Here is a 25202-nt window from a genome sequence, read left to right as displayed (position 1 = left end):
CGTTTCGGAGTACACCATGCGAGCCAGGGCCGGTCAATTGACGTCCGCGGTCCGATCGGTGTTCACGGGAGCGTCCGGGGCCTCTTCGAGCGCCTCCGGGCTCTCACGCGCGCCGCCGCGCGCCGTGTCGGCGGCCGCGTACAGCTCAGCCGGGTGCACCCCGTCGAAGGCCGCCACGAGGTGCCCGTCCGGGCGTACGAGAAGGACGGTGTGCGCGGTCGCCCCCGGGTAGCCCTCGGCGACGAGCAGCTCCGCCGGTACGGGGAGCGCGGTGACGGCTGCCGCCAGCCGTGGCATCACGCCCGCCGACATCCAGTGCCGCCGGTCCCACACACCGGTGCCCGGTGCGACGAGGACGACCAGCAGGTGTCCCTGCCCGAACCGCTCCCACAGCCGTACGGCGGTGCCGTCGGGGGCGGTCACCGGGACGTCCGTGACGGGCGCACCGTACGGGGTGTCGACATCGGCCCGCGTCTCGGCGGACGGCGGCAGGGGCGCGAGGGGGGAGTGCGGATAGGTCGGCAGGGCGCCCAGCGCGCCGTTGCCGAGGTGGCCGTCGGTGAGGAGGCTGTCGTGGCTCTTGCCCGCGCCGGGCAGGGCCGCGCGCAGACCGCCGCCGCCCCGCAGTATCGGCAGCACCTGGTCGGCGGCGCGCAGCCGGGAGGCGACGGAGGTGCGCCGTTCCGCCTCGTAGCTGTCGAGGAGTTCTTCGGACGCGTCGTGGTGGAAGGCGTGCGCCAGCTTCCACGCCAGGTTCTCGACGTCCCGCAGGCCCTCGTCGACGCTCTGGGTGCCGATCGCGCCGAGCAGGTGCGCCGCGTCGCCCGCGAGGAACGACCGTCCCTCGCGCCAGCGTTGGGCGAGGCGGTGGTGCAGGGTGTAGACGCCGGTGTCGATCAGTTCGTACGGGGGAGTCGTGCCGCACCATCCGGCGAGGGTGTCGCGGATGCGGGTCACCAGGGCGTCGGGGGTCACCAGGTCGCCGCGCGGTGGCAGCAGCCAGTCCAGGCGCCATACGTCGTCGGGGAGGGGCCGGGCGGTCACCTCGGGGCCCGCGCCGCGCCAGGGCGGCTGACGGTGCAGCAAAGCGGTCTCGGGCCAGGGAAGTTCGGTGCGCAGGGCGGCGACGGCGTGGCGTTCGACGGCGGTACGGCCGGCGAAGCGGATGCCGAGGAGCTTGCGGACGGTGGATCGGGCGCCGTCGCAGCCGACGAGGTAGCTGCCGCGCCAGTACAGGTACCCCGGCTCGCGGGTGTGCACGGTGACGCCCTTGGCGTCCTGCTCGATGGTGTCCACGCGTGCGCCAGTCGCGAGCTCGATCAGGGGGTGCGCCTCGGCGGCCGCGTACAGACCGTGGGTGAGGTCGTGTTGCGGAAGGTGCAGGGGGGCCGGGAACTCCTCGTGCTCACCGAGCGTTAGTTCCCGTACGACCTGCTTGCGCCGCATCGACCGCCATGAGGCCCAGACCGCCCCCTGGGCCGGGGCGTCGGTGCAGCCGAGCCGCTCGACCAGAGCGGCCGTGTCCTGCCGCAGGACGACGGTCCTGGCCGTGCGCTCCTCCTGCGTGCCGTCGCCCTCGTCCAGGACGACGGAGGGGACGTGCTGCGCGGCGAGGGACAGGGCGAGCGCGAGCCCGATAGGTCCGGCGCCGACGATGATCACCGGGTCCACGGCGCGACTCCTCCGCTCCGTACGGACAAGCGGAAAGCTGCACATGAGGCAGTGGAAACACGGTGCTCGATCACAGAACGTATGCAACCCACTGCAGGTGCTTGCGTCAAGTGACGGAGGCGAGTCCTTCGGGAGTGGGGGGATTCCTTTGTGGGTTGCCCTCCAGGAGATGTGCGACAGGCCGACCCTTGAAGAAGGGTCGGCCTGTAGTGGCAGCGGTGTGGGGCTCAGACGATTCCGCCGCCTGCCTCGATCACATTCCGGTCGACTTCCGCGCCACTGCTCTTCTTCGCGCGGCGGAGCCGCTTCTCCAGCCAGCCCGCGAAGGAGGTGAGGGCGAAGTTCACCGCGATGAACAGCAGAGCGACCACGGTGAGTGCGGCGATGGTGTTGGCGCCGTAGTTCGCCGTGATGGTGCGTACTTGGGAGAGGAGTTCGTTGAAGCCGAGGAGCGCGCCGCCGAGCGCGGTGTCCTTGACGATGACCACCAACTGGCTGACCAGCGCGGGCAGCATCGCGGTGACGGCCTGCGGCAGCAGTACGAAGACCATCATCTGGCCCTTGCGCATACCGATGGCCTTGGCCGCGTCCGTCTGGCCGGTGGGCAGGGACTGAATTCCCGCTCGTACGATCTCGGCTATGACCGAGGCGTTGTACAGCACCAGGCCCGTCACCACAGACCACAGCGGGCGGATCTCGGAATCCATGTTGGTGAACTGGGAGAACAGTGCGCTGGCGAACACCATCATGATCAGCACTGGGATCGACCGGAAGAACTCGACCACCACGCCGACCGGAACACGGATCCAGGCATGGTCCGAGAGTCGGCCGATACCAAGGGCGGCACCGAGCGGCAGAGCGATTACCAGCGCGAGGGCTGCGGCCTTGAGGGTTTCTCCAAGCCCGGGCAGCAAGAAGGTGGTCCACACCTTGGAGTCCGTGACGAACGGGCTCCACTTCTCCGCATCCAGTTGGTTCTTGGATGCCATGGTGTCCAGAGCCCACCATGCCGCCAGCACGAAGATGATGAGGAAGACGACCGTGTAGATGATGTTGCGCCGCTTGGCGCTGGGCCCGGGGGCGTCATACAGAACTGAAGTCATCGCTTGACCGCCACTCGCTTGGCCACCCAGCCGAGCAGCAGGCCGGTGGGAAGGGTGAGAACGATGAACCCGAAAGCGACCACGCCGAAGACGGCGAAAAGCGCCTGGGTCTCGTTCTCCAACATCTCCTTCATCAGCAGTGAAGCCTCGGCGACACCGATGGCAGCAGCCACAGTCGTGTTCTTCGTCAATGCGATCAGCACGTTCGCCAGTGGAGCGACGACCGAACGGAACGCCTGGGGAAGGATGATGAGGGTCAGCACCTGGGTGAAGCCGAGGCCCATCGCGCGGGCCGCCTCGGCCTGGCCGACCGGGACGGTGTTGATGCCTGAGCGCAACGCCTCGCAGACGAAGGTACCGGTGTACACGACCATGCCGAGGATCGCTAGCCGGAAGCCGATGTCGTCGAAGTTCTCGCCAGCGCCGAGCGCGATGCCGAGGGTCTGGTACAGGCCGAGGGAGGAGGCGACGATGATGATCGTCAGCGGTGTGTTGCGGACCAGGTTCACGTACGCAGTGCCGAAGGCCCGCAAGAGAGGAACCGGGCTGACCCGCATCCCGGCCAGCAGTGTTCCCCATATGAGTGAGCCGATGGCCGAATAGAAGGTGAGCTGAACCGTCACCCAGAAGGCACCGAGCAGGTCGTACCGCCCGGAACTAAGAAAATCGAACACGATGCCCCGCGATCTCTCCTTGTTGGATCGTGGCGCGCGCCGCCGACCGGAGCCGGCGGCGCGTCAGTCACTGCTGGCTCAGCCCTTTTCGGTGATGGCCGGGGCGGGATCGGCGATGTAGTTGGCGGGGCCGAGATTGGCGTCCACGGCCTTCTTCCACGAGCCGTCCTTCTGCATCTTCTCCAGCGCGGCGTTGATCTTGCTCTGAAGGTCCTTGTCACCCTTCTTGAGCCCGATGCCGTAGGGCTCGTCGCTCATCTTGAGACCGACGAGCTTGAACTTGCCCTGGTGCTCCTTCTGTGCGGCGTAGCCCGCGAGGATGGTGCCGTCGGTGGTCAGGGCGTCAACGGTCTTGTTCTCCAGGCCGTTGAGGCACTCCGAGTACCCGCCCTGCTGTAGGAGGTTCGCCTTAGGGGCCAGCTTCTCCTTGACGTTCTGCGCGGAGGTGGAGCCGGTGACCGAGCAGAGCTTCTTGGAGTTGAGGTCCTCGACCTTCGTGATCGAGTTGTCGTCCTTGCGGACCAGCAGGTCCTGGTGGGCCATGAAGTACGGGCCCGCGAAGTCGACCTTCGCCTTGCGCTTGTCGTTGATCGTGTACGTACCGGCGACGAACTTCACGTCACCGTTGCTGATCAGGTTCTCGCGCTCGGCGGAGGGCGCCTGCTTGAACTCGATCTTGTCCTCGGAGTAGCCGAGCTCCTTGGCGACGTACCGGGCCACGTCGACGTCGAAGCCGGTGAACTTGCCGTCCTGCGTCTTCAGGCCCATGCCGGGCTGGTCGAACTTGATGCCGATGACGATCTTGTCGCTCTTCTTGCCGCCACCGCTTTCGCCGCCACAGGCCGAGAGAGCGAGAGAGAGCGAGGCGACCGCGACAACAGCGGTGCTGACCTTGCGGAGCTTCATGGAAAACATCCCTTACGTCGTTAGAGCGTTGGTCGTCGAGCCGTATCCCGCCTGGCAACGGCCTTACGGAGAGCGGCGGTTGTCAGTGATGCAGGATCTTCGACAGGAAGTCCTTGGCCCGATCACTGCGAGGGTTGCTGAAGAACTGGTCCGGCGTGGCCTCTTCGACGATCTTGCCGTCGGCCATGAAGACCACCCGGTTCGCGGCAGAGCGGGCGAAGCCCATCTCGTGCGTGACGACGACCATGGTCATGCCGTCGCGCGCCAGCTGCTGCATGACTTCCAGAACCTCGTTGATCATCTCCGGGTCGAGCGCCGAAGTGGGCTCGTCGAAGAGCATGACCTTCGGCTTCATGGCCAACGCCCTTGCGATGGCGACGCGTTGCTGCTGACCGCCGGAGAGCTGTGCCGGGTACTTGTCCGCCTGTGCGCCGACGCCCACCCGGTCCAGCAGGGCGCGGGCCTTGTCCTCCGCGGTCTTCTTGTCCGTCTTGCGGACCTTGATCTGGCCCAGCGTGACGTTCTCCAGGATCGTCTTGTGGGCGAAGAGGTTGAACGACTGGAACACCATGCCGACGTCGGAGCGCAGCCGCGCCAGCTCCTTGCCCTCCTGGGGCAGGGGCTTTCCGTCGATCCTGATGTCACCGGAGTCGATCGTCTCCAGGCGGTTGATCGTGCGGCACAGCGTGGACTTCCCGGACCCGGAGGGTCCGATGACGACGACGACCTCGCCACGGGCGATGGTCAGGTCGATGTCCTGGAGCACATGCAGCGCGCCGAAGTGCTTGTTGACGTTGCTCAGCACGACCAGATCGCCCGACGCGGGTACCGCGTCCTCGACGCCCTTGGTCACTGAAACTCCGCTCATCGGCTTTTGCTCCGTCCTCCTCGGTTGGGGAGGACCCTAGTCACACAGTGCTACCAGCGTCATTACATCTGAGCGGAAATTGAGCATAACGATCCGGCCGCAACCGGACACTCTGCGTGAACAGGGCATGGGGCGGGGATACCGGCTCCATAACGGAACAAGCCCGTAACGGGGAGGGCCTTGACGGAGCGTGTCCGCATCAGCGTGGATGCCCTGTGGCCACACATCGAAATCCCGTGGTCACACACCAGAACAGGGACGCAGGGAGGGGGAAGCCACATGAGGCTGCTGCTCGTCGAGGACGACAACCACGTCGCCGCCGCACTGTCCGCCGTCCTCACCCGGCACGGCTTCCAGGTCGTCCACGCCCGCAACGGCGAAGAGGCCCTCCAGGCGTTCCTGCCCGACGACCGCGCGCCCCAGGAGCAGGAGCCGTTCGGCGTCGTCCTGCTCGACCTCGGCCTGCCCGACCAGGACGGGTACGAGGTCTGCGGCAAGATCCGCAAGCGCACCAGCACCCCGGTGATCATGGTGACGGCGCGTGCCGATGTGCGCTCCCGCATCCACGGCCTCAACCTCGGCGCCGACGACTACGTCACCAAGCCGTACGACACCGGAGAGCTCCTCGCCCGCATCCATGCGGTGAGCAGGCGCAACGCCACCGGCGACGCGCCCGCCTCGGCCTCCGGCACGGCCGTCTGCCTCGGGCCGGTACGGATCGAACTGCCGACCCGCCGCGTCAGCGTCGACGGCACGCCCGTCCAGCTGACCCGCAAGGAGTTCGACCTGCTGGCGCTCCTCGCACAGCGCCCGGGAGTCGTCTTCCGCCGGGAACAGATCATCAGCGAGGTGTGGCGCACCAGCTGGGAGGGCACCGGGCGCACCCTGGAGGTCCACGTCGCCTCGCTGCGCTCCAAGCTGCGGATGCCCGCCCTCATCGAGACGGTGCGCGGCGTCGGCTACCGGCTGGTCGCGCCGAACGGCACACAGGCCCCGGCCCGGGGCGACGCCGACGCGCCCCGGAACACGTAACTCCCCGTGCGCACCCGCCTTCTCCCGCTCCTGATCATCCTGCTCGCGGGCATGCTGATCGCCTTCGGCTTCCCGCTCGCCGTACGGGTAGCGGCCGCGCAGCAGCAGCAAGTGGTGGTCGACCGCATCGACGACACGGCGCGCTTCGCCGCCCTCGCCCAGTTCGTCACCGACCGCCCCCCGACGGCCGCGGAACGAAGAGCGGACACCGCCCAGGGGGCCTCCAGGGACGAGCGGCGCGCCACCCTGGAGGTCGAACTCGGCCGCTACCACGCGGTGTACGGCATCCGGGTCGGCGTCTTCTACCGCGACGGCAACGCCATGGCGGCCGCCCCGCGCGACTGGACGGTGACGGCGGCGGGCGACCTCGCCAAGGACGCCTTCCAGGAGGCGCTGGCCGGGCGCCGCAGCCACGACCCGCCACAGGTGTGGCCCTGGCAGGACCACACGCTGGTGGTGGCCTCGCCGGTGGTGCGGGACGGCGACGTGGTGGCGGTGGTGGTCACCGACTCGCCCACCGGGCACCTGCGTTCGCGCATCCTGCACGACTGGCTGCTGATCGCGGCGGGCGAGTTCGCCGCCCTGTTCCTGGCGATCGGCGCGGCCTTCCGGCTGACGGGGTGGGTACTGCGCCCGGTGCGCGTCCTGGACGCCGCCACCCACGACATAGCGACCGGCCGGATGAACTCCCGAGTGGCACCCGCCGGGGGCCCGCCCGAACTCCGCCGCCTCGCCCGTTCGTTCAACGAGATGGCCGACAACGTCGAGGACGTCCTCGAACAGCAGCGCGCCTTCGTCGCCGACGCCTCCCACCAGCTCCGCAACCCGCTCTCCGCGCTGCTCCTGCGCATCGAACTGCTCGCCCTCGAACTTCCCGAGGGCAACGAGGAGATCGCCTCCGTACGCACCGAGGGCAAGCGCCTCGCCCGGGTCCTCGACGACCTCCTCGACCTGGCGCAGGCCGAACACGCCCCCGCCGACCTCCGGCTGACCGACCTCGGCGAACTCGTCACCGAACGCGTCGCGGCCTGGGCACCGCTCGCCGACGACAAGGGCGTACGCCTGCTGCGCAGTGGCCCGGAGGCCGTCACCGCGTGGGCGGACCCGGTCGCCCTGTCCAGCGCGCTCGACGCGGTCATCGACAACGCACTGAAGTTCACGCCGCCGGACGAGGAGGTCACCGTCACGGTGGAGGCCGGAGGCCACACCTGCACCGTCGTCGTCGCCGACGGCGGACCCGGCCTCACCGAGGACGAACTCGCCCGCGTAGGCGACCGGTTCTGGCGCAGTAACCGCCACCAGAACATCAAGGGCTCGGGCCTCGGCCTCTCCATCTCCCGCGCACTGCTCCTCGCGGGCCGCGGCACGATCACGTACGACGCCAACGAACCCCACGGCCTGCGCGTGACGGTCACGGTGCCGCGCACGGAGCCGTAGCGCCGGGGGAGGCGTCGCTGGACGGCTACGGCTACGGCTACGGCTTCGCGGACCGGTAGTAGCGGGCCGCGCCCTCGTGCAGCGGCAGCGGGTCCGTGTAGATGGCGGTCCGCAGGTCCACCAGCTGTGCCGCGTGCACCTGCCGCCCGATCCGGTCCCGGCTGGCGATCACCGTCTCCGTGAACCGCTCGGTCAGCTCCGGATCCGTTCGGTCCGTCGTCACCAGCAGATTCGCCACGGCCACCGTCGGCACCGCCGCCTGGTTGCTGACCTTCGCGTACGCGTCGGCGGGCATCACCGCCGACCGGTAGTAGCCGGTGGTGCCCCCGGGCTTCTGCAACGCCTCCACCAGATCCGGACCGAGCGGAACCAGCCGTACCGACATCCGCTCCGACAGATCGCGCACCGCGCTGGTGGGCAGTCCGCCCGACCAGAAGAAGGCGTCGATGCTGTCCGACTCCAGCTGCCCCGGCATGGTGTCGATCCCTATCGACACCGGCCTTATCCCCCGCTCGGGATCGAGCCCGGCGGCGGCGAGCAACCGGTTCGACAGCAGCCGCACCCCGGAGCCCTCCTGCCCGACCGCCACCCGCTTGCCGCGCAGGTCCGCGACGGTACGGATCCTCGAATCGGCCGGCACGACCAACTGCACGTAGTCGTCGTACAGCCGTGCGCACCCGCGCAGCCGCTCCGCCCCCGGCCGCCGGTTGCGCTGGTACGTCGCGACGGCGTCCGCGGTCGCCACCGTGAAGTCGGCGTCCCCGCTCGCCACCCGCGCCAGGTTCTGCTGCGAGCCCTCACTGGTGTTCAGCGTCACCTCGACCTTCGGCATGTGCCGCCGCAGCGCCTCCTCCAGCAGTTCCCCGTACTTCTGGTAGACCCCCGTGGGCACCCCCGTACTGAAGGTGATCCGTCCCTCGGGCGACGGCGAACGGGACGGCAGGAGCCACCACAGCAGCAGCCCGCACACGGCCAGCGCCGCCACCGCCCCCTGCAGGGCACGACGACGACCGATACGGGAGAACCAGGGGAGCATGCGCGCGATCCTGCCAGCTCAAGGCCCCGCCCGGCCAGAGGGAAGCCGCAGCGGCCCCCGCGCGACGCCCCCGGCCGCGCGGGCCCCGTACCCTGGTGGGCGAGATGAGCGAGAAGACATACGAGGTGCGCACTTACGGGTGCCAGATGAACGTCCACGACTCCGAGCGCCTGTCGGGCCTCCTGGAGGGCGCGGGATACGTCCGCGCGCCCGAAGGGTGCGACGGTGACGCCGACGTCGTCGTCTTCAACACGTGCGCGGTCCGGGAGAACGCCGACAACAAGCTGTACGGCAATCTCGGGCGGCTCGCGCCGATGAAGACCAAGCGGCCCGGCATGCAGATCGCCGTCGGCGGCTGCCTGGCCCAGAAGGACCGCGACACCATCACCAAGCGGGCCCCCTGGGTCGACGTGGTCTTCGGCACGCACAACATCGGCAAGCTGCCGGTGCTGCTGGAGCGGGCCCGCGTCCAGGAAGAGGCACAGGTCGAGATCGCCGAGTCGCTGGAGGCGTTCCCCTCGACGCTGCCCACGCGTCGCGAGAGCGCCTACGCGGCCTGGGTCTCCATCTCGGTCGGCTGCAACAACACCTGCACCTTCTGCATCGTGCCCGCCCTGCGCGGCAAGGAGAAGGACCGCAGGACCGGCGACATCCTCGCCGAGATCGAGGCCCTGGTCGACGAGGGCGTCTCCGAGATCACGCTGCTCGGGCAGAACGTCAACGCGTACGGCTCCGACATCGGCGACCGCGAGGCGTTCAGCAAGCTGCTGCGCGCCTGCGGGAAGATCGAGGGCCTGGAGCGCGTCCGCTTCACCTCGCCGCACCCGCGCGACTTCACCGACGACGTGATCGCCGCGATGGCCGAGACGCCGAACGTGATGCCGCAGCTGCACATGCCGCTCCAGTCGGGATCGGACACGATCCTCAAGGCGATGCGCCGCTCGTACCGCCAGGAGCGCTTCCTCGGGATCATCGAGCGGGTGCGCGCCGCGATGCCGGACGCCGCCATCTCCACCGACATCATCGTGGGCTTCCCCGGCGAGACCGAGGAGGACTTCGAGCAGACGATGCACACGGTCCGCGAGGCCCGCTTCACCAACGCCTTCACCTTCCAGTACTCCATCCGCCCCGGCACCCCCGCCGCCACGATGGAGAACCAGATCCCCAAGGAGATCGTCCAGGAGCGCTACATGCGCCTGGTCGCCCTCCAGGAGGAGATCTCCTGGGAGGAGAACAAGAAGCAGGTCGGCCGCACCCTGGAGGTCATGGTCGCCGAGGGCGAGGGCCGCAAGGACGGTGCGACCCTGCGCCTGTCGGGGCGCGCCCCCGACAACCGCCTCGTGCACTTCACCAAGCCCGACCAGGACGTGCGCCCCGGCGACGTGGTGACCGTCGAGATCACCTACGCCGCCCCGCACCACCTGCTCGCCGAGGGCGAGGCGTCGGCCGTGCGTCGCACCCGGGCCGGTGACGCCTGGGAGAAGCGCAACGCCGAACCGCAGCAGGGCCCCGGCGTCATGCTGGGCCTGCCGAAGATCGGTGTCCCCGCGCCCCTGCCCGCGGCCACGGGCGGGTGCAGCGTCGGCTGAGGCCGCCGAGGGCCGGGCCCACGGGTCCGGCCCGGGCCCCGCTCGGGCTCCGGCCCGGGACAACGTGATGGCTCCGGCCCGGGACAACGTGATCCCGGCCCCGCGTTAGGCTGCCGGGCATGCTCGTAGCCGCCGCCGTATGCCCCTGTCCGCCGCTGCTCGTCCCCGAGGTCGCAGCCGGTGCCGCGCCGGAACTCGACGCCGCCCGGGACGCCTGCGCGGACGCCCTGGGAGTGCTCGCCGCGTCCCGGCCCGACCTGCTGGTCGTGGTCGGCCCCGCCGGGCCGGACCGGCGCGGGCCGCACCCGCAGGGCGCCAGGGGGAGCTTCGGGGGCTTCGGGGTCGACCTGGAGGTGCGTCTCGGCGAGGACGCACACAGTGCCGGTGACGACGCCCCCGACGCGACCACGGGATCCGCCGCGGGAGCCCTCCCGGACTCGCTCGCGGTGGGGGCCTGGCTGCTCGGCCGTACGGAATGGGCCGACATCCCCGTCGCGGGGCTGGGCGTCGGGGACACCCTGGAAGCGGCCCGCTGCGCCGAGGCGGGCCGGGAGATGGCCCGGCGGGCGGACCGGGTCGCGCTCCTGGTGATGGGCGACGGCAGCGCCTGCCGCACCCTGAAGGCCCCCGGCTACCTCGACGAGCGCGCCGAAGGCTTCGACGCCGGTGCCGCCCGCGCGCTGGGCACCGCCGACACCGACGCCCTGCTCGCCCTGGACGAGGACCTGGCGTACGCCCTGAAGGCGTCCGGCCGCGCCCCCTGGCAGGTACTCGCCGGTGCCGCGGAGGGGACGGACCTGGGCGGGCAGCTGCTGTACGAGGACGCGCCGTACGGCGTGGGCTACTTCGTCGCCTGCTGGTCCTAGTCGACCACCGGCGGGCGGCAGCCGGGTGCCGCCCCACTGCTGCCTTCTGGAGTTGCCAAGGTGCGTTTCGTACTACGGGAACGGCCGCGGAACCGAAATGGTTCCGCGGCCGTTCCCGTAGGCGCGCCGACGTGTCAGGAAGCCGGCGGCGGAGGCGGCGGAGTGCCGCCGTCGTCCTTGGTGGAGAGGCGGTCCAGGGCGCCCTTGGCCTTGCCCGTACCTGACTGGATCTGGTTGCTGTACTTGCCCTTGGTCTTGGAGTCGACCGCCTGAGCGGCCTTGTCGAGGCCCTGCTCGATCTTGCCCCCGTGCTGCTGCGCGAGGTCCGCGGCCTTCTCCTTGGCCGGAGCCAGCTTGGCCTTCAAATTGTCCAGGAAGCCCATGGGGCACCTTCCCTCGTGGGGACGTATCGGTCCGGTCCGGAACCGGTTCGTAGCTGTAGCTCCGGAACGGTTCCGGACTACTTTCGGGCGCTTTCGCCGACCTCATTGTCCGCTGCTTCGTCCGCGGACTGCTGCTTGGGGATCTCCAGCCCCTCCGCGTCGGGCGCGTCGGCCACCGCGTCCGCGGCTTCCGGCACGGCCTTCGTGGCGTCATCGGTGACCTCGGCCGACGCCCCTTCCGGGGCCTCGGACCCGGCCTTCACGTCGGCGGGATTCCCCGCGGCAGCGGTGACCTCGGGGGAGTCGGCCGTCGGAGTGCCGGTCTGCTCCTCCTCGGTTGACGCCTCGGCGGTGTCCTTGGACTTGCGGCGGAACATTGCAAAAACGCCCATAACTACTCCATAACGTACTCGTGTGGGCGAAATACCGCGCCTTCCGGTGCGTCCCATTGCGCCGCCCGGAGACGCCGGTGCGTAAACCGGCGTGCGGAACCTCGCAACAGGCAACGACCCCGGGCGCGTGCCGTCACGTCGCTCGTTCGGGGACATGTCCGCGTGTTTGCGAGACTGGGGCGGTGAGAACAGCAGCCCCCGCACCGCGGGTCATCGCCGTCGTCGGTCCCACCGCGGCCGGAAAGTCCGATCTGGGCGTCGCCCTGGCCCAGCATCTCGGCGGCGAAGTCGTCAACGCCGACTCCATGCAGCTCTACCGGGGGATGGACATCGGCACCGCGAAGCTGACGCCCGACGAGCGCGGCGGCGTCCCGCATCACCTCCTGGACATCTGGGACGTCACCGTCACGGCGAACGTCGCCGAGTACCAGCGGCTCGCCCGCAAGGAGATCGACCGGCTGCTCGCCGAAGGCCGCACGCCCGTCCTCGTCGGCGGCTCCGGGCTGTACGTCAAGGGCGCCATCGACGTCATGGAGTTCCCCGGCACCGACCCGGAGGTACGCGCCCGACTGGAGGCCGAACTGGCCGAGCAGGGCCCCGGCGCACTGCACCTGCGGCTCGCCGCGGCCGACCCGGCCGCGGCCCGCGCGATCCTCCCCAGCAACGGGCGCCGCATCGTCCGCGCCCTCGAAGTGATCGAGATCACCGGACGCCCCTTCACCGCCAACCTGCCCGGTCACGAGTCCGTGTACGACACCGTGCAGATCGGCGTCGACGTGGCCCGCCCCGAACTCGACGAACGCATCGCCACGCGCGTGGACCGCATGTGGGAGGCGGGGCTCGTGGAGGAGGTGCGCGCCCAGGAGGGGCAAGGGCTGCGCGAGGGCGTCACCGCCTCGCGGGCCCTGGGGTACCAGCAGGTGCTGGCCGCCCTCGCGGGGGAGTGCACGGACGACGAGGCGCGGGCCGAGACGGTCCGGGCCACCAAGCGGTTCGCGCGCCGCCAGGACTCCTGGTTCCGCAGGGACCCCCGGGTCCACTGGCTGAGCGGCGCGGCCGAGCACCGTGCGGAACTCCCGCACCAGGCGCTGGCGTTGCTCGAACGAGCGGTCACAGCCTGATCACGTGATGGCATCGGGACGCTCCGCCCGTCATGGGGGCGCCCGTGCGCGTGCCATCATCGAGCTTCGAGCGACCGTTGGAGTCCGAGTGGGGAGGGCGCGTGGCGATGGAGGCCGGCCCTCGCGACAGAGCACAGGAAGAACCGGAGCGGTTGAGTCCTGACGGGCCCGAAGACCAGTCCCGACTGCCGGGCGAGCACCCCGGGCACGGGGAGCACGCCGATGCGCCGGAGCTGCCCGAGGTTCCCGGGCTGCCCGCCCCCGAGGCCGAGGTCGAGGTCGAACTGCGCCCCCAGCGGCGCCTGCGGATCTGGCAGCTCGCCCCCATCGTCGGCCTCGCGGCCGTCGGGTCGCTGATGTTCGCCTTCCCGCTCGCCTTCGAGATCGGCGACGGAGGCGCGGTCGTCGCGATGCTCGGACTGCTGATCAGCTGCTGCGCCGCGGGCTGGGGCATGATGGCCGCCCGCCGCGTCGGCTACACCTGGCCGGGACTGCCCGCCAAGGGGGCGGGCGGGCGCGCTGACTGGCGCGTCGCGGCCCTCTACGCGGCGGTGTGCGTGGCCCTGGTCGCGCTGGCGATCTGGCGCGTGGCCCGACTCCGCTGACCCGGCCGTTCGATCTCTCGGAGCGCGTACGGCGCGTGCGGTCCTTAACTCGTCGGCGTGCGTACGTCGGCCCGTCCCGGCGGCGCCCGCCCGGCCCGTGTCGGGCGTGTGGAGCAAGGCCCGTACCCGCAGGCCCGGCGGTCGAAGACCGGTTGTCGGACCCGGCCCTTACGATGGACCGCGTGACCACCGCACCCGCCGCCCCCGCACCGCTCACCTTCCTCAAGGGCCACGGAACCGAGAACGACTTCGTGCTCGTTCCCGACCCGGAGAACGCCCTCGTGCTGCCGCCGACCGTCGTCGCCAGGCTGTGCGACCGCCGGGCCGGAATCGGCGGCGACGGCCTGCTGCACGTCGTGCGCTCCGCCGCGCACCCCGAGGCACGCGCGATGGCCGCCGAGGCCGAGTGGTTCATGGACTACCGCAACGCGGACGGCTCGGTCGCCGAGATGTGCGGCAACGGCGTGCGCGTCTTCGCCCGCTACCTCCAGCACGCCGGGCTGACCGACGGGGGCGACCTCGCTGTCGCGACCCGGGGCGGCGTCAAGCACGTCCACCTCGACAAGAACGGCGACGTCACCGTCTCCATGGGCCGCGCGGCCCTCCCCGGGGGCGACGTCACCGTCGCCGTGGACGGCCGAGAGTGGCCCGCCACCAACGTCAACATGGGCAACCCGCACGCGGTCGCCTTCGTCGAGGACCTCGCACACGCCGGGAACCTGTACGACCCGCCGCCGTTCAGCCCCGCGAGCGCCTACCCGCAGGGTGTGAACGTCGAGTTCGTCGTCGACCGGGGCCCGCGCCACGTCGCGATGCGCGTGCACGAGCGCGGCGCCGCCGAGACCCGCTCCTGCGGTACGGGCGCGTGCGCCGTCGCGGTGGCCGCCGCCCGCCGCGACGGGGCGGACCCGGCCGTCACCGGCGCGCCCGTGACGTACACCGTGGACGTGCTCGGCGGACGCCTCGTGATCACCGAGCGGCCGGACGGCGCCATCGAGATGACCGGCCCCGCCGTGATCGTCGCAGAGGGACAGATCGACCCGTCCTGGCTCGAAGAGGCCCAAAACGCCCCCGCATAGACCTTCGCTCGAATGGGTGATCCGGTTCACGCCGGGCGGGACCCGGTCAACACCGCGTGATGGGCTCGGTAGCATCAAGCACCGGCCCGGACGGGACACTCCCGACGAAGGCAGGGGGAGTCACCACCCGCCCACCGCCGGTCGAGGCTGCCGGAGGTGCCCATGAGTGCAGAGGCCACCAACCCCAACGGTGTGTCCCCGGAGTTCCGCCCGCTGACCCAGCCGGCGGCACTCCCCAGGACGACGCAGGGCCGCAGGCGCGGCCGTCCCAGGATCGACCTGCGGCGGCTCGGCCGGGCCGCACTGCTCGGTCCTGCCACGCGCGGCCGGACCCCGGACGCGATCGCCCATGTGGCCGAGGCCCATCGCGCCCACCATCCGGACGCCGACCTCACCATCCTCAGCAGGGCCTACGTCCTCGCGGAGTCCTCACACCGCGGCCAGATGCGCAAGAGCGGCGAGCCGTACATCACGCACCCGCTGGCCGTCACCCTGATCCTGGCCGAACTGGGCGCCGAGACCACCACCCTGACCGCGTCCCTCCTCCACGACACCGTCGAGGACACCGACGTGACCCTCGACCAGGTGCGGGAGCAGTTCGGCAACGAGGTCTGCTTCCTCGTCGACGGCGTCACCAAGCTGGAGAAGGTCGACTACGGGGCCGCCGCCGAGCCCGAGACCTTCCGCAAGATGCTCGTCGCCACCGGCAACGACGTACGCGTGATGTCGATCAAGCTCGCCGACCGGCTGCACAACATGCGCACCCTCGGCGTGATGCGCCCCGAGAAACAGGTCCGCATCGCCAAGGTCACCCAGGACGTCCTCATCCCGCTCGCCGAACGGCTCGGCGTGCAGGCGCTCAAGACCGAACTCGAAGACCTCGTCTTCGCGATCCTCCAGCCCGACGACTACGCCGGCACCCGGGCGCTCATCGACGGCAACGCCGTGCAGGGCGACCCGCTCGCGCCCATCGCCGAGAGCGTGCGCGGGGTCCTCAAAGAGGCGGGCATCACCGCGGAAGTCGTCGTGAGGCCCCGGCACTTCGTCTCCGTGCACCGGGTCTCCCGCAAACGCGGCGAACTGCGCGGCACGGATTTCGGACGGCTGCTCGTCCTGGTCGGCGAGGACGCCGACTGTTACGCCGTACTCGGTGAACTGCACACCTGTTTCACCCCGGTGATCTCCGAGTTCAAGGACTTCATCGCCTCGCCCAAGTTCAACCTGTACCAGTCGCTGCACACCGCCGTCGCGGGCGGCGACGGGGCGGTCGCCGAGATCCTCATCCGTACGCACCAGATGCACAAGGTCGCCGAGGCGGGCGTCGTCGCCCTCGGCAATCCCTACGCGCAGCCCGACAGCAGCGAGCCCGCCCCGGACGGCGAGCGCGTCGATCCGACCCGGCCCGGCTGGCTGTCCCGGCTGCTGGAGTGGCAGGAGTCCACGCCCGACCCGGACGCCTTCTGGACGTCCCTGCGGGCCGACCTCGCGCAGGACCGGGAGATCACCGTCTTCCGCTCCGACGGGGGCACGCTCGGGCTCCCCGCGGGAGCGAGCTGCGTGGACGCCGCGTACGCCCAGTACGGGGAAGCCGCGCACGCCTGCATCGGTGCTCGCGTCAACGGCCGTCTGGCCACCCTCAGTACGGTGCTGCGCGACGGCGACAGCGTGCAGCTGCTGCTCGCGCACGACGCGGCCTCGGGCCCCTCGCCCGACTGGCTGGAGCACGCGCGTACGCCCGCCGCCCGCATCGCCATCGCGGGCTGGCTCGCCGACCCGGACACCGAGCACGACGCGGGGCCGCCCCAGGGGGTGCGGGCGGGCGCGGAGACCGCCAGGGCGGCCGGGGCCTCACCCGCGCCCCCCGTGGCGCCAGAAGGCGCTTCACGGCCCGCTGAGGACGTCTCGCGGCCCGTCGTGGAGAACGCGGTGGCGGACCTTCCGGACGCGAGCGTCCGACTGGCCGGGTGCTGTACGCCCGTACCGCCGGACAAGGTGCTCGGCTTCGTCGTCCGGGGCGGCGTCGTCACCGTGCACCGCGAGGCGTGCGCCGCCGTGGACCGGATGCGGGCGCTCGGCCGGGAACCGGTCGGGGTGCGCTGGCAGCAGGGCACCGCGGACCTGAGGGTGACCCTCGTCGCCGAGTCCTTCGGCCGACCGCACCTGCTGGCCGACCTCACCGAGGCGATCGCCACCGCGGGAGCCGAAGTGGTCTCGGCGACGGTGGAGCCCCCGACCGAACAGCGCGTGCGGCACACGTACACCCTCCAGCTCACCGACGCCGCCGGGCTCCCGGCGCTGATGCGGGCCATGCGGGAGGTCGCGGGCGTGTACGACGTCAGCCGCGCCCAGCACCCGGCGACGGCCTGACCGGCGCTCGCGCGCACCGTCGGGGTCACCCGCGCAGGTCGGGGTCACTCGCGCACCGTCCGGGTCACCCGCGCGGGGCAGTCCGACCCCGTTCGAGTGGTGCGGAGCGTGCCGTCCCCGCCGTTGCGCTCGGGCGCTGATAGCGGTGGTTCATGCTGCTCACCTCCCGGCGCCTGCGTGCCGCTCTGCTGGCCGCCGCGTCCGCCTTCCTCGTCGGCGCCGTCCTGCCCGCGCCCGTCCCCCTGGGGATCGGCGACACCCTCTTCCCGCACCTGGGCAACCCCGGGTACGACGTCCTCTCGTACGACATCGGCCTCACCTACGACGGCGACAACGGCAAGCCGCTGAACGCCGTGACCAGGATCAAGGCGCGCACGACCGAGACGCTGGAGCACCTCAACCTCGACTTCGCGCACGGCACCGTGCAGTCCGTCGAGGTGAACGGCGCACGCGCGACGTTCGCCACGTCCGGCGAGGACCTGGTGATCACTCCCGCCTCGGCCCTCAGCAGCGGAAGCCGCACGGTCATCACGGTCAAGCACACCAGCAACCCCGTCGGCGACGCCTCCGACGGCGGCTGGGTGCGCACCGGCGACGGACTCGCCATGGCCAACCAGGCCGACGCGGCGCACCGCGTGTTCCCCTGCAACGACCACCCCTCCGACAAGGCGTACTTCACCTTCCGGGTGACCGCGCCCAAGGAGCAGACGGTCGTCGCCAACGGACTGCCCTCCGCGACGCCCCGCGCGGTGAAGGGCGTCAAGGGCGGCAAGGACGCCCTGTCCTGGACGTACACCACCCGTCACCCCATGGCCACCGAGCTCGCCCAGGTCTCCATCGGGAAGTCCGCCGTCCTGCACCGGACGGGGCCGCACGGACTGCCGGTGCGGGACGTGGTTCCGGCCGCCGACGCGAAGAGACTGGAGCCGTGGCTCAAGAAGACTCCGGCGCACCTGGCGTGGATGGAGGAGCGCGTCGGGCGCTACCCCTTCGAGACGTACGGGGTGCTGATCGCGGAGGCCAACACCGGCTTCGAGCTGGAGACGCAGACGCTGTCCCTGTTCGAGCGGTCCCTGTTCGCAGGCACCGGATACCCGGAGTGGTACGTCGAATCGATCATGGTGCACGAGCTGGCGCACCACTGGTTCGGCAACAGCGTCTCCCCGCGCTCCTGGTCCGACCTGTGGCTCAACGAGGGGCACGCCAGCTGGTACGAGGCGCTGTACGCGCAGAAGGACCGCCCTCTTGAGGAGCGCATGAAGGCGGCGTACGGCAACTCCGACGGCTGGCGGCGGGCGGGCGGCCCCCCGGCCGCGCCGAAGCCCTCCCAGCCCGGCCAGAAGATCAGCATCTTCCGGCCGGTCGTCTACGAGGGCAGCGCACTGGTCCTGTACGCACTGCGCCAGGAGATCGGCGAGAGGGCCTTCGACACCGTGGAACGACGCTGGGTGAGCGAGCACAGGGACGCGGTGGCCACCACCGCCGACTTCGTGAAGCTCTCGTCGGACGTCGCCGGACGTGACCTCGCCGGATTCTTCGAGAAGTGGCTGTACGGCCAGAAGACGCCCCCCATGCCGGGGCACCCGGAGTGGAAGAGCGCCGCCGCGCAGGGGCCGGAGAGTCACCGCTGAGGACGGCTGGGGAGACGGGGGAAGCGGGCGGCGACCGGATGCGGGGAGACCGCGAAGCGGGCGCTAAACCCGTGTGACGCCCGGGCCGTGCCGTGCGACCATCGACGGGTCGGCGGCACGGTCGGGCGGGAAATTCTCCGGAGATCTCCGGGGGAATCACCGGGGTCCTTCGGGAATCATCCGGGACCGTCACGCGTTGTGACTGTCGACGGGGCCTTCGGGTCTCCCCACGGAGGGGAGGTCTGCGGCTCCTCCACACATCGACACGACGACGTTAGGACCCAATGACCCCCTCCACTTCTTCCCCTTCCAAGAACGACAACATCACAGACAGCCTGCGGGCCGATGCCCTGATGGAAGAGGACGTCGCCTGGAGCCACGAGATCGACGGAGAGCGGGACGGCGACCAGTTCGACCGCTCCGAGCGCGCCGCACTGCGTCGTGTGGCCGGCCTCTCCACCGAGCTTGAGGACGTCACCGAAGTCGAGTACCGGCAGCTGCGCCTGGAGCGCGTCGTGCTGGTCGGTGTGTGGACCTCGGGGACCGCGCAGGACGCGGACAACTCCCTCGCGGAGCTGGCGGCGCTCGCTGAGACCGCCGGAGCCCTGGTGCTCGACGGTGTCGTCCAGCGGCGCGACAAGCCGGACCCGGCGACGTACATCGGCTCGGGCAAGGCCATGGAGCTCCGCGACATCGTCCTGGAGACCGGCGCCGACACCGTCGTCTGCGACGGTGAGCTCAGCCCAGGCCAGCTCATCCACCTCGAAGACGTCGTCAAGGTCAAGGTGGTCGACCGGACCGCCCTGATCCTCGACATCTTCGCCCAGCACGCCAAGTCCCGAGAGGGCAAGGCGCAGGTCGCCCTCGCGCAGATGCAGTACATGCTGCCGCGACTGCGCGGCTGGGGTCAGTCGCTCTCCCGTCAGATGGGTGGCGGCGGCGGTGGCGGCATGGCCACCCGTGGTCCCGGTGAGACCAAGATCGAGACGGACCGGCGCCGGATCCGCGAGAAGATGGCGAAGATGCGCCGGGAGATCGCGGAGATGAAGACCGGCCGCGAGCTCAAGCGCCAGGAGCGCAGGCGCAACAAGGTGCCCTCGGTCGCCATCGCCGGGTACACCAACGCGGGCAAGTCCTCGCTGCTCAACCGCCTCACGGGTGCGGGCGTGCTGGTGGAGAACTCCCTGTTCGCCACCCTCGACCCGACCGTGCGCCGTGCCGAGACGCCCAGCGGGCGGCTCTACACGCTGGCGGACACCGTCGGATTCGTCCGGCACCTGCCGCACCACATCGTCGAGGCGTTCCGCTCCACCATGGAGGAGGTCGGCGACTCCGACCTCATCCTGCACGTGGTGGACGGCTCGCACCCGGCGCCGGAGGAGCAGCTGGCCGCCGTGCGCGAGGTGATCCGTGACGTCGGCGCGCTCGACGTGCCGGAGATCGTCGTGATCAACAAGGCGGACGCGGCCGACCCGGTCGTCCTCCAGCGGCTGCTGCGCATCGAGAGGAACGCCATCGCGGTCTCGGCCCGTTCGGGTCAGGGCATCGAGGAACTCCTGGAGCTCATCGACCGCGAACTGCCGCGCCCCTCGGTCGAGATCGAGGTGCTCGTGCCGTACATCCAGGGCGCGCTGGTCTCGCGGGCGCACGCCGAGGGCGAGGTGATCTCCGAGGAGCACACCGAGGAGGGCACGCTGCTCAAGGCGCGGGTGCACGAGGAACTGGCGGCGGAGTTCGCCACGTTCATCCCGACCGCGCACTGACGCACGCGTGCGCCGTGCGGCTCGGGCTGGTACGGCGTGCGCCGTACGGCTCGAATGCGTAGGGCCACCGCGCCAGCACGGCCGTACCGCACGCGTTCGGCTCGTACCGTGCGCGAAGGCCGGTGGCCCGCACCCTCCTGACGAGGGTGCGGGCCACCGGCCTTGCGCGTACCGGAGGAGATCAGCTCTTGCCGTACCTCTTGCTCATCATCGTGTAGAGCTGCTCGGCGCCCTTGCCGAGTCGCGGGCCGGCCAGCCAGCCGTGCGTGACGGGGCCGATCGAGGTGTTCGAGACCAGGCTCAGGCCGCCGCCCTGCCGGTTCATGAACCAGCCGCCGCCCGAGGAACCGCCGGTCATGGTGCAGCCGATGCGGTGCATGGTGGGCGTGGTCGGGCTGAGGGACAGCCGGTTCGGCCGGTCGACGCACTTGTGCATGACGTAGCCGTCGTAGGGCGGGCCCGCCGGGTAGCCCCAGGCGCCCATCGCGCTGATCCGCCGGGTGTCGGGCGCGTTGAAGTCGATCGGCATCGCGGTGCCGACGGTCTCCTCCAGAGACTTGCCGCCGTTCTGCGGCTTCACGTGCAGGACCGCGTAGTCGTACGGAGCACCGTTGCCGCCGGTCGGGCCGCCGCCCCGGATCCATTCGCCGGAGGTCGCCACCCAGTCCGCCCAGTAGGCGCCGTAGGGAGCTTCCTCCTGCGGCGGGGCCGCCTGGAGCGCGGCGGGCGACTTGGCGTTGTTGTTGTACGCGGGAACGAAGATGATGTTGCGGTACCAGCCGCCCGCACCGCCCGCGTGCACGCAGTGCCCGGCCGTCCAGACGAGGTTGGACCTGCCGGGGTTGTTCACGTCCTTGACCACGGTGCCCGAGCAGACCATGTGGCCCTTGGGGGAGTCGAAGAAGAGCTTCCCGACCGGGGCGCCGTGCCGGGTGTACGGGGTCTTCTCGCGCGCCGCCTGTACCGGACGCGGCGCGGGGTCCGAGACGCCCTGGCCGGAGGAGAGGTCACTGGCGGTCGTCGTCTTCGCGGGGTCCTTGGCGCTCCGCATCCGCTCAGGCTTCCACAGGCCCTCGATGACCGGGTTGACGAAGTCCTTCGCCTCGCGCAGCCACTTGTCCTTGTCCCAGTTCTTCCACTCGCCGCTCTTCCACTTCTCGGGGTCGACGCCGTGCTCCTTGAGCTTGTCGGCGAGGTCCTTCGGAAGAGCGATGTCGGAATCCCCTGCGGGAGTCGAGGCGGCCGGTGCGGACGCCTTGTCGCCGCCCCCGGACGCCTTGTCCTCGGTGGGGCCGCAGGCCGTCGCCGTCAGCGCGAGTGCCGCGGCGAGGCCGGTGACGGCCAGTAGTGGACGTATGGATCGCATGGAAATGTTTCCCCCTGGATGTACCGGATGTTCAGATGTGTCATGAGCGTGTCATGTGCGGAACTGACGTGCGGGAAGGTAGCAGACGGGTCTTCCGGGTCCCGCGAAGGAGGGCGCACCCCGCGGGGTGCGCCCTCACGGCTTCTCGCTAGCGCGAACCGGCCTTGTCGTAGATGGTCTTGGCCTCGGGGCCGAGCCGCGGACCGGCCAGCCAGCCCGCCGTGACCGGGCCGATCGAGGTGTTGGACACCAGCGCGGGCTTGCCGTCCTGGCCCTGAGCGACCCAGCCGCCGCCCGACGAACCACCGGTCATGCTGCATCCGATGCGGTACATCGTGGGCTGCGCGGGCTTGATCGCGAGGCGGCCCGGTTTGTCCTGGCACTGGTACATGCGCTCGCCGTCGAAGGGCGGCGCGGCCGGGTAGCCGGTCGCCTCCATGCTCGCGATCTTCGGCACGGCGGGTGCGTTGAACTCGACCGGGAGCGCGGAACCGACCGTCTCCTCCAGCGACTTGCCCGCACCCTTCTCCGAGGTGACGTTCAGCACCGCGAAGTCGTACGGGGCGCCCTCGCCGCCGGTCGGTCCGCCCTGAGTGATCCACTGGGCGGAGGTGTAGGCGTTCTTGGCCCACCACACGCCGTACGGTGCGATCTGCTCACGGGTCGTCTCCTTGGAGACCGCCCCGGCCCGGTCGTTGTACGACGGCACGAAGGCGACGTTGCGGTACCAGCCGCCCTTCGCGCCCGCGTGCACGCAGTGGCCCGCCGTCCACACCAGGTTGGACTTGCCCGGGTGCGCCGGGTCCTTGACGACCGTCGCGGAACAGGACATCGACCCCTCCGGGCCGTCGAACAGCAGCCGCCCGGACTCGGGAGCGGCGGAGTGGTACGGAGCCTTGGCGGCCTTCGCCGGGAGGCGGGCGGGGATCGGGTCGGTGATGCCCTTGTCGCCCGAGATGTCATTGTCGACGGGCTTCTGCGGCTGCTTGTCGGCGTCCTTCATGCGGTCCGGGTTCCACAGGTCCGCGATGATCGGGTTGACGAAGTCCTCGGCCTCGCGCAGCCAGTCGTCCTTGTTCCAGTTCTTCCACGCGCCGTTCTTCCACTTGTCCAGGTCGATCCCGTGCTCCTTGAGCCGGTCCTTGAGATCGTCCGGAATCGTGATCTTGTCGTCGCCCGAACCCCCGGTGGTGGCCGCCGAGCCGGTGGTCCCCGTGGTCGGCGTACCGGCGGCGCCGTCCTCGGTGGGGCCGCAGGCGGTGACGGTCAGCGCGAGCGCGGCGACGAGACCGGCGACGGACATCGAGGGCGCACTTCTGCGACGGGCGCTCTTCCCCTGACGAACGGTGCGGGTCGGGCGTATGGGTCGCATGTCTTGATCCCCCTGGGACTTCGAACGTGACGGGCGAGGCGGTGCGGCGGGTGGAAACGGGTGGAACAGGCAGAACGGGTGGAACGGGCGGCACCGGTGGGGTGTGTCCTGCGGCCCCGGGAGCGCCGGAGACCGGCCACCACTATGCCGGTGCCGATGGGGACGGCCAACGGCAGGGCTGCGGTTCCGCGCCGGAAGGATCTTCTGATTGCCCGTGATCCCTCGGGGTCACTGTCGTTGGTACGTACGAGGGATATCTGGTGGGCGTTCAACCCTGCGGGGCAATGCGCGCAAACCCGTACCAATGGCACACCTGGGGGAGGACCAGCAGTCGTGGCCGTGACCGAACCTGCTCCGGCATCGGCACTCGTTGCCCAGCCGGGCGCCGCCCCGCCGACCGGCGCTCCGCCCGCCGCCGACCGGCCGACGGTCGCCCACGAGGGCATCCTGCGCCGGCAGTCGCTGCGCGAGTCCGCCGCCCGGACGTACGCGCGCTCGCTCCCGATCGTTCCCGTACGCGCGCGAGGGCTGACGATCGAGGGGGCGGACGGGCGGCGCTACCTGGACTGTCTCTCCGGGGCCGGGACGCTCGCCCTCGGGCACAACCACCCGGTGGTGCTCGAAGCGATCAAGAAGGTCATCGACTCGGGCGCCCCGCTGCACGTCCTGGACCTGGCCACCCCCGTCAAGGACGCCTTCACCACCGAGCTCTTCGCGACACTGCCGCCGGGACTCGCCGCCGACGCGAGGGTGCAGTTCTGCGGACCGGCCGGCACCGACGCGGTCGAGGCCGCGCTGAAGCTGGTGCGCACCGCCACCGGCCGCAGCGGGCTGCTGTCCTTCACCGGTGCCTACCACGGCATGACCGCCGGGGCGCTGGACGCGTCGGGCGGGGCGCAGGACGTACGGGTGACGCGGCTGCCCTATCCGTACGACTACCGCTGTCCCTTCGGGGTCGGCGGCGAGCGGGCGGCGGCGCTCGCCGCGCACTGGACGCAGAGCCTGCTGGACGACCCCAAGGGCGGAGTGCCGAGGCCCGCAGGGATGATCCTCGAACCCGTACAGGGCGAGGGCGGAGTGATCCCGGCACCGGACGGCTGGCTGCGGCGGATGCGGGAGATCACCTCGGCCCGCCGGATCCCGTTGATCGTGGACGAGGTACAGACCGGGGTCGGCAGGACCGGCGCGTTCTGGGCGGTCGAGCACAGCGGGATCGTGCCCGACGTCATGGTCATGTCCAAGGCGATCGGCGGCAGCCTGCCGCTCGCCGTCATCGTCTACCGGGCCGAACTCGACGCCTGGGAACCCGGCGCGCACGCGGGCACCTTCCGCGGGAACCAGCTCGCCATGGCCGCCGGTGCCGCCACCATGCGGTACGTACGGGAGAACGGGCTCGCGGAGCGCGCGGGGACGCTCGGCGCGCGCATGCTCGCGCAGCTGCGCCAACTGGCCGCCGAGCACCCGGTCATCGGGGACGTCCGGGGCCGTGGCCTGATGATCGGCGTCGAGCTGGTGGATCCCGAGCGGGCGGTGGGGGAGGGCCTCGGTGGGGATCGCGCGGATCAAAGCGACACGTCCGTGGACCGGAGTTCCGAGGACGGCAATTCCCAGGACTGGAGTGACGGGGTCGCGGAGTCCGGTCCCGCGCCTGCGGCACCCGCGCTGGCCGCCGCCGTTCAGCAGGAGTGTCTGCGGCGCGGGCTCATCGTCGAGGTCGGCGGCCGCCACTCGGCGGTCGTACGGCTGCTGCCGCCGCTCACCCTCACCGACGAACAGGCCGTAGCGGTACTGGACCGGTTCGCCGACGCCCTCGCGGCCGCCGAGCGCTCGCCGTACCGCACCCAGCCGCCCCGTCAGGGGCAGTACCGCCCGGAGCAGTACCGCCAGGAACCGACCGGCACATCGTGCTGACACCGGCTGGCAGCCGACAGAGGCTGGCAC

General features: G+C 70.7%; 21 protein-coding genes. 11 read left to right on the top strand and 10 right to left on the bottom strand.

What is annotated here, in order from left to right; genetic code table 11:
- Nucleotides 1-33 precede the first annotated feature (33 nt).
- The 5 genes from OG897_RS20295 to OG897_RS20275 all read right to left on the bottom strand — a co-directional run bounded on the left by OG897_RS20295 (nt 34) and on the right by OG897_RS20275 (nt 5222).
- Complete coding sequence (locus OG897_RS20295; protein ID WP_266658616.1) at nt 34-1671, bottom strand: FAD-dependent monooxygenase; 1638 nt, start codon at nt 1669-1671, stop codon at nt 34-36.
- A 227-nt stretch (nt 1672-1898) separates the two neighbouring features.
- The gene (locus OG897_RS20290; RefSeq protein ID WP_266658615.1) at nt 1899-2774 is read right to left on the bottom strand and encodes an amino acid ABC transporter permease; all 876 of its coding nucleotides are present in this window, start codon (nt 2772-2774) and stop codon (nt 1899-1901) included.
- On the bottom strand, nt 2771-3448 hold the full coding sequence (locus OG897_RS20285; protein WP_266658614.1) for an amino acid ABC transporter permease: 678 nt from the start codon (nt 3446-3448) through the stop codon (nt 2771-2773). The genes OG897_RS20290 and OG897_RS20285 overlap by 4 nt, the downstream gene beginning before the upstream one ends.
- Nucleotides 3449-3526: 78 nt before the next feature.
- Complete coding sequence (locus OG897_RS20280; protein ID WP_266658613.1) at nt 3527-4354, bottom strand: glutamate ABC transporter substrate-binding protein; 828 nt, start codon at nt 4352-4354, stop codon at nt 3527-3529.
- Nucleotides 4355-4436: 82 nt separating this feature from the next.
- On the bottom strand, nt 4437-5222 hold the full coding sequence (locus OG897_RS20275; protein ID WP_266658612.1) for an amino acid ABC transporter ATP-binding protein: 786 nt from the start codon (nt 5220-5222) through the stop codon (nt 4437-4439).
- A gap of 279 nt (nt 5223-5501) precedes the next feature.
- On the opposite strand from OG897_RS20275, the gene OG897_RS20270 reads away from it, so the two are divergent.
- On the top strand, nt 5502-6254 hold the full coding sequence (locus OG897_RS20270) for a response regulator transcription factor (protein WP_266658611.1): 753 nt from the start codon (nt 5502-5504) through the stop codon (nt 6252-6254).
- A gap of 6 nt (nt 6255-6260) precedes the next feature.
- Complete coding sequence (locus OG897_RS20265) at nt 6261-7691, top strand: HAMP domain-containing sensor histidine kinase (protein ID WP_266658610.1); 1431 nt, start codon at nt 6261-6263, stop codon at nt 7689-7691.
- A 37-nt stretch (nt 7692-7728) separates the two neighbouring features.
- Here OG897_RS20265 and OG897_RS20260 read toward each other — a convergent pair whose 3' ends face one another.
- A complete protein-coding gene (locus tag OG897_RS20260; RefSeq protein ID WP_266658609.1) occupies nt 7729-8727 on the bottom strand; it encodes a TAXI family TRAP transporter solute-binding subunit in 999 nt (332 codons plus the stop codon).
- A gap of 104 nt (nt 8728-8831) precedes the next feature.
- Here OG897_RS20260 and miaB point away from each other — a divergent pair, with 104 nt between their 5' ends.
- Together miaB and OG897_RS20250 are read left to right on the top strand one after the other, a co-directional pair.
- Nucleotides 8832-10316 (top strand): tRNA (N6-isopentenyl adenosine(37)-C2)-methylthiotransferase MiaB, encoded by a 1485-nt coding sequence (miaB, locus tag OG897_RS20255; RefSeq protein WP_266658608.1) that lies wholly within the window; start codon nt 8832-8834, stop codon nt 10314-10316.
- A 119-nt stretch (nt 10317-10435) separates the two neighbouring features.
- Nucleotides 10436-11182: a class III extradiol dioxygenase subunit B-like domain-containing protein gene (locus OG897_RS20250; protein WP_266658607.1), complete on the top strand. Its 747-nt coding sequence runs from the start codon at nt 10436-10438 to the stop codon at nt 11180-11182.
- Nucleotides 11183-11316: 134 nt separating this feature from the next.
- On the opposite strand, the gene OG897_RS20245 is transcribed toward OG897_RS20250, so the two are convergent.
- Complete coding sequence (locus OG897_RS20245; RefSeq protein WP_266658606.1) at nt 11317-11565, bottom strand: antitoxin; 249 nt, start codon at nt 11563-11565, stop codon at nt 11317-11319.
- 77 nt (nt 11566-11642) lie between these two features.
- The gene (locus tag OG897_RS20240; RefSeq protein WP_266658605.1) at nt 11643-11957 is read right to left on the bottom strand and encodes a hypothetical protein; all 315 of its coding nucleotides are present in this window, start codon (nt 11955-11957) and stop codon (nt 11643-11645) included.
- A 182-nt stretch (nt 11958-12139) separates the two neighbouring features.
- On the opposite strand from OG897_RS20240, the gene miaA reads away from it, so the two are divergent.
- The 6 genes from miaA to hflX all read left to right on the top strand — a co-directional run bounded on the left by miaA (nt 12140) and on the right by hflX (nt 20523).
- Nucleotides 12140-13078 carry a tRNA (adenosine(37)-N6)-dimethylallyltransferase MiaA gene (gene miaA, locus OG897_RS20235; protein ID WP_266658604.1) on the top strand — a complete coding sequence of 313 codons (939 nt, stop codon included), beginning with the start codon at nt 12140-12142 and terminating at the stop codon, nt 13076-13078.
- A gap of 107 nt (nt 13079-13185) precedes the next feature.
- Nucleotides 13186-13683 carry a hypothetical protein gene (locus OG897_RS20230; protein WP_266660349.1) on the top strand — a complete coding sequence of 166 codons (498 nt, stop codon included), beginning with the start codon at nt 13186-13188 and terminating at the stop codon, nt 13681-13683.
- A 182-nt stretch (nt 13684-13865) separates the two neighbouring features.
- Entirely contained in the window at nt 13866-14762 is an 897-nt protein-coding gene (gene dapF / locus OG897_RS20225) for a diaminopimelate epimerase (RefSeq protein ID WP_266658603.1), read from the top strand.
- Nucleotides 14763-14924: 162 nt separating this feature from the next.
- Nucleotides 14925-17129, top strand: coding sequence for a bifunctional (p)ppGpp synthetase/guanosine-3',5'-bis(diphosphate) 3'-pyrophosphohydrolase (locus tag OG897_RS20220; protein ID WP_266658602.1), 2205 nt, complete (start codon nt 14925-14927; stop codon nt 17127-17129).
- A gap of 152 nt (nt 17130-17281) precedes the next feature.
- Nucleotides 17282-18760, top strand: coding sequence for a M1 family metallopeptidase (locus OG897_RS20215; RefSeq protein WP_266658601.1), 1479 nt, complete (start codon nt 17282-17284; stop codon nt 18758-18760).
- A 284-nt stretch (nt 18761-19044) separates the two neighbouring features.
- The gene (gene hflX, locus OG897_RS20210) at nt 19045-20523 is read left to right on the top strand and encodes a GTPase HflX (protein WP_266658600.1); all 1479 of its coding nucleotides are present in this window, start codon (nt 19045-19047) and stop codon (nt 20521-20523) included.
- A 181-nt stretch (nt 20524-20704) separates the two neighbouring features.
- Here the strand turns inward: hflX and OG897_RS20205 are convergent, their stop codons facing one another.
- Together OG897_RS20205 and OG897_RS20200 are read right to left on the bottom strand one after the other, a co-directional pair.
- Nucleotides 20705-21889, bottom strand: coding sequence for a serine protease (locus OG897_RS20205; RefSeq protein WP_266658599.1), 1185 nt, complete (start codon nt 21887-21889; stop codon nt 20705-20707).
- 148 nt (nt 21890-22037) lie between these two features.
- Entirely contained in the window at nt 22038-23261 is a 1224-nt protein-coding gene (locus tag OG897_RS20200) for a serine protease (protein ID WP_266658598.1), read from the bottom strand.
- A 156-nt stretch (nt 23262-23417) separates the two neighbouring features.
- Between OG897_RS20200 and OG897_RS20195 the strand changes: the two genes are divergently transcribed.
- Nucleotides 23418-25172 (top strand): diaminobutyrate--2-oxoglutarate transaminase family protein, encoded by a 1755-nt coding sequence (locus tag OG897_RS20195; protein WP_266658597.1) that lies wholly within the window; start codon nt 23418-23420, stop codon nt 25170-25172.
- Nucleotides 25173-25202: the final 30 nt, after the last annotated feature.

The organism is Streptomyces sp. NBC_00237 (genome assembly GCF_026342435.1).
GTDB lineage: Bacteria > Actinomycetota > Actinomycetes > Streptomycetales > Streptomycetaceae > Streptomyces.
Note: the sequence above shows the minus strand (reverse complement) of the source record. Positions and strands in the feature narration are given on the sequence as shown.

Coding starts and splice junctions, on each gene's coding strand:
- OG897_RS20220 (WP_266658602.1), top strand. CDS start 14,925: ATGAGTGCAGAGGCCACCAACCCCAACGGTGTGTCCCCGGAGTTCCGC.
- OG897_RS20290 (WP_266658615.1), bottom strand. CDS start 2,774: ATGACTTCAGTTCTGTATGACGCCCCCGGGCCCAGCGCCAAGCGGCGC.
- OG897_RS20260 (WP_266658609.1), bottom strand. CDS start 8,727: ATGCTCCCCTGGTTCTCCCGTATCGGTCGTCGTCGTGCCCTGCAGGGG.
- miaB (WP_266658608.1), top strand. CDS start 8,832: ATGAGCGAGAAGACATACGAGGTGCGCACTTACGGGTGCCAGATGAAC.
- OG897_RS20230 (WP_266660349.1), top strand. CDS start 13,186: ATGGAGGCCGGCCCTCGCGACAGAGCACAGGAAGAACCGGAGCGGTTG.
- OG897_RS20245 (WP_266658606.1), bottom strand. CDS start 11,565: ATGGGCTTCCTGGACAATTTGAAGGCCAAGCTGGCTCCGGCCAAGGAG.
- OG897_RS20215 (WP_266658601.1), top strand. CDS start 17,282: ATGCTGCTCACCTCCCGGCGCCTGCGTGCCGCTCTGCTGGCCGCCGCG.
- OG897_RS20205 (WP_266658599.1), bottom strand. CDS start 21,889: ATGCGATCCATACGTCCACTACTGGCCGTCACCGGCCTCGCCGCGGCA.
- OG897_RS20250 (WP_266658607.1), top strand. CDS start 10,436: ATGCTCGTAGCCGCCGCCGTATGCCCCTGTCCGCCGCTGCTCGTCCCC.
- hflX (WP_266658600.1), top strand. CDS start 19,045: ATGACCCCCTCCACTTCTTCCCCTTCCAAGAACGACAACATCACAGAC.
- OG897_RS20275 (WP_266658612.1), bottom strand. CDS start 5,222: ATGAGCGGAGTTTCAGTGACCAAGGGCGTCGAGGACGCGGTACCCGCG.
- OG897_RS20240 (WP_266658605.1), bottom strand. CDS start 11,957: ATGGGCGTTTTTGCAATGTTCCGCCGCAAGTCCAAGGACACCGCCGAG.
- OG897_RS20280 (WP_266658613.1), bottom strand. CDS start 4,354: ATGAAGCTCCGCAAGGTCAGCACCGCTGTTGTCGCGGTCGCCTCGCTC.
- OG897_RS20195 (WP_266658597.1), top strand. CDS start 23,418: ATGGGGACGGCCAACGGCAGGGCTGCGGTTCCGCGCCGGAAGGATCTT.
- OG897_RS20270 (WP_266658611.1), top strand. CDS start 5,502: ATGAGGCTGCTGCTCGTCGAGGACGACAACCACGTCGCCGCCGCACTG.
- OG897_RS20200 (WP_266658598.1), bottom strand. CDS start 23,261: ATGCGACCCATACGCCCGACCCGCACCGTTCGTCAGGGGAAGAGCGCC.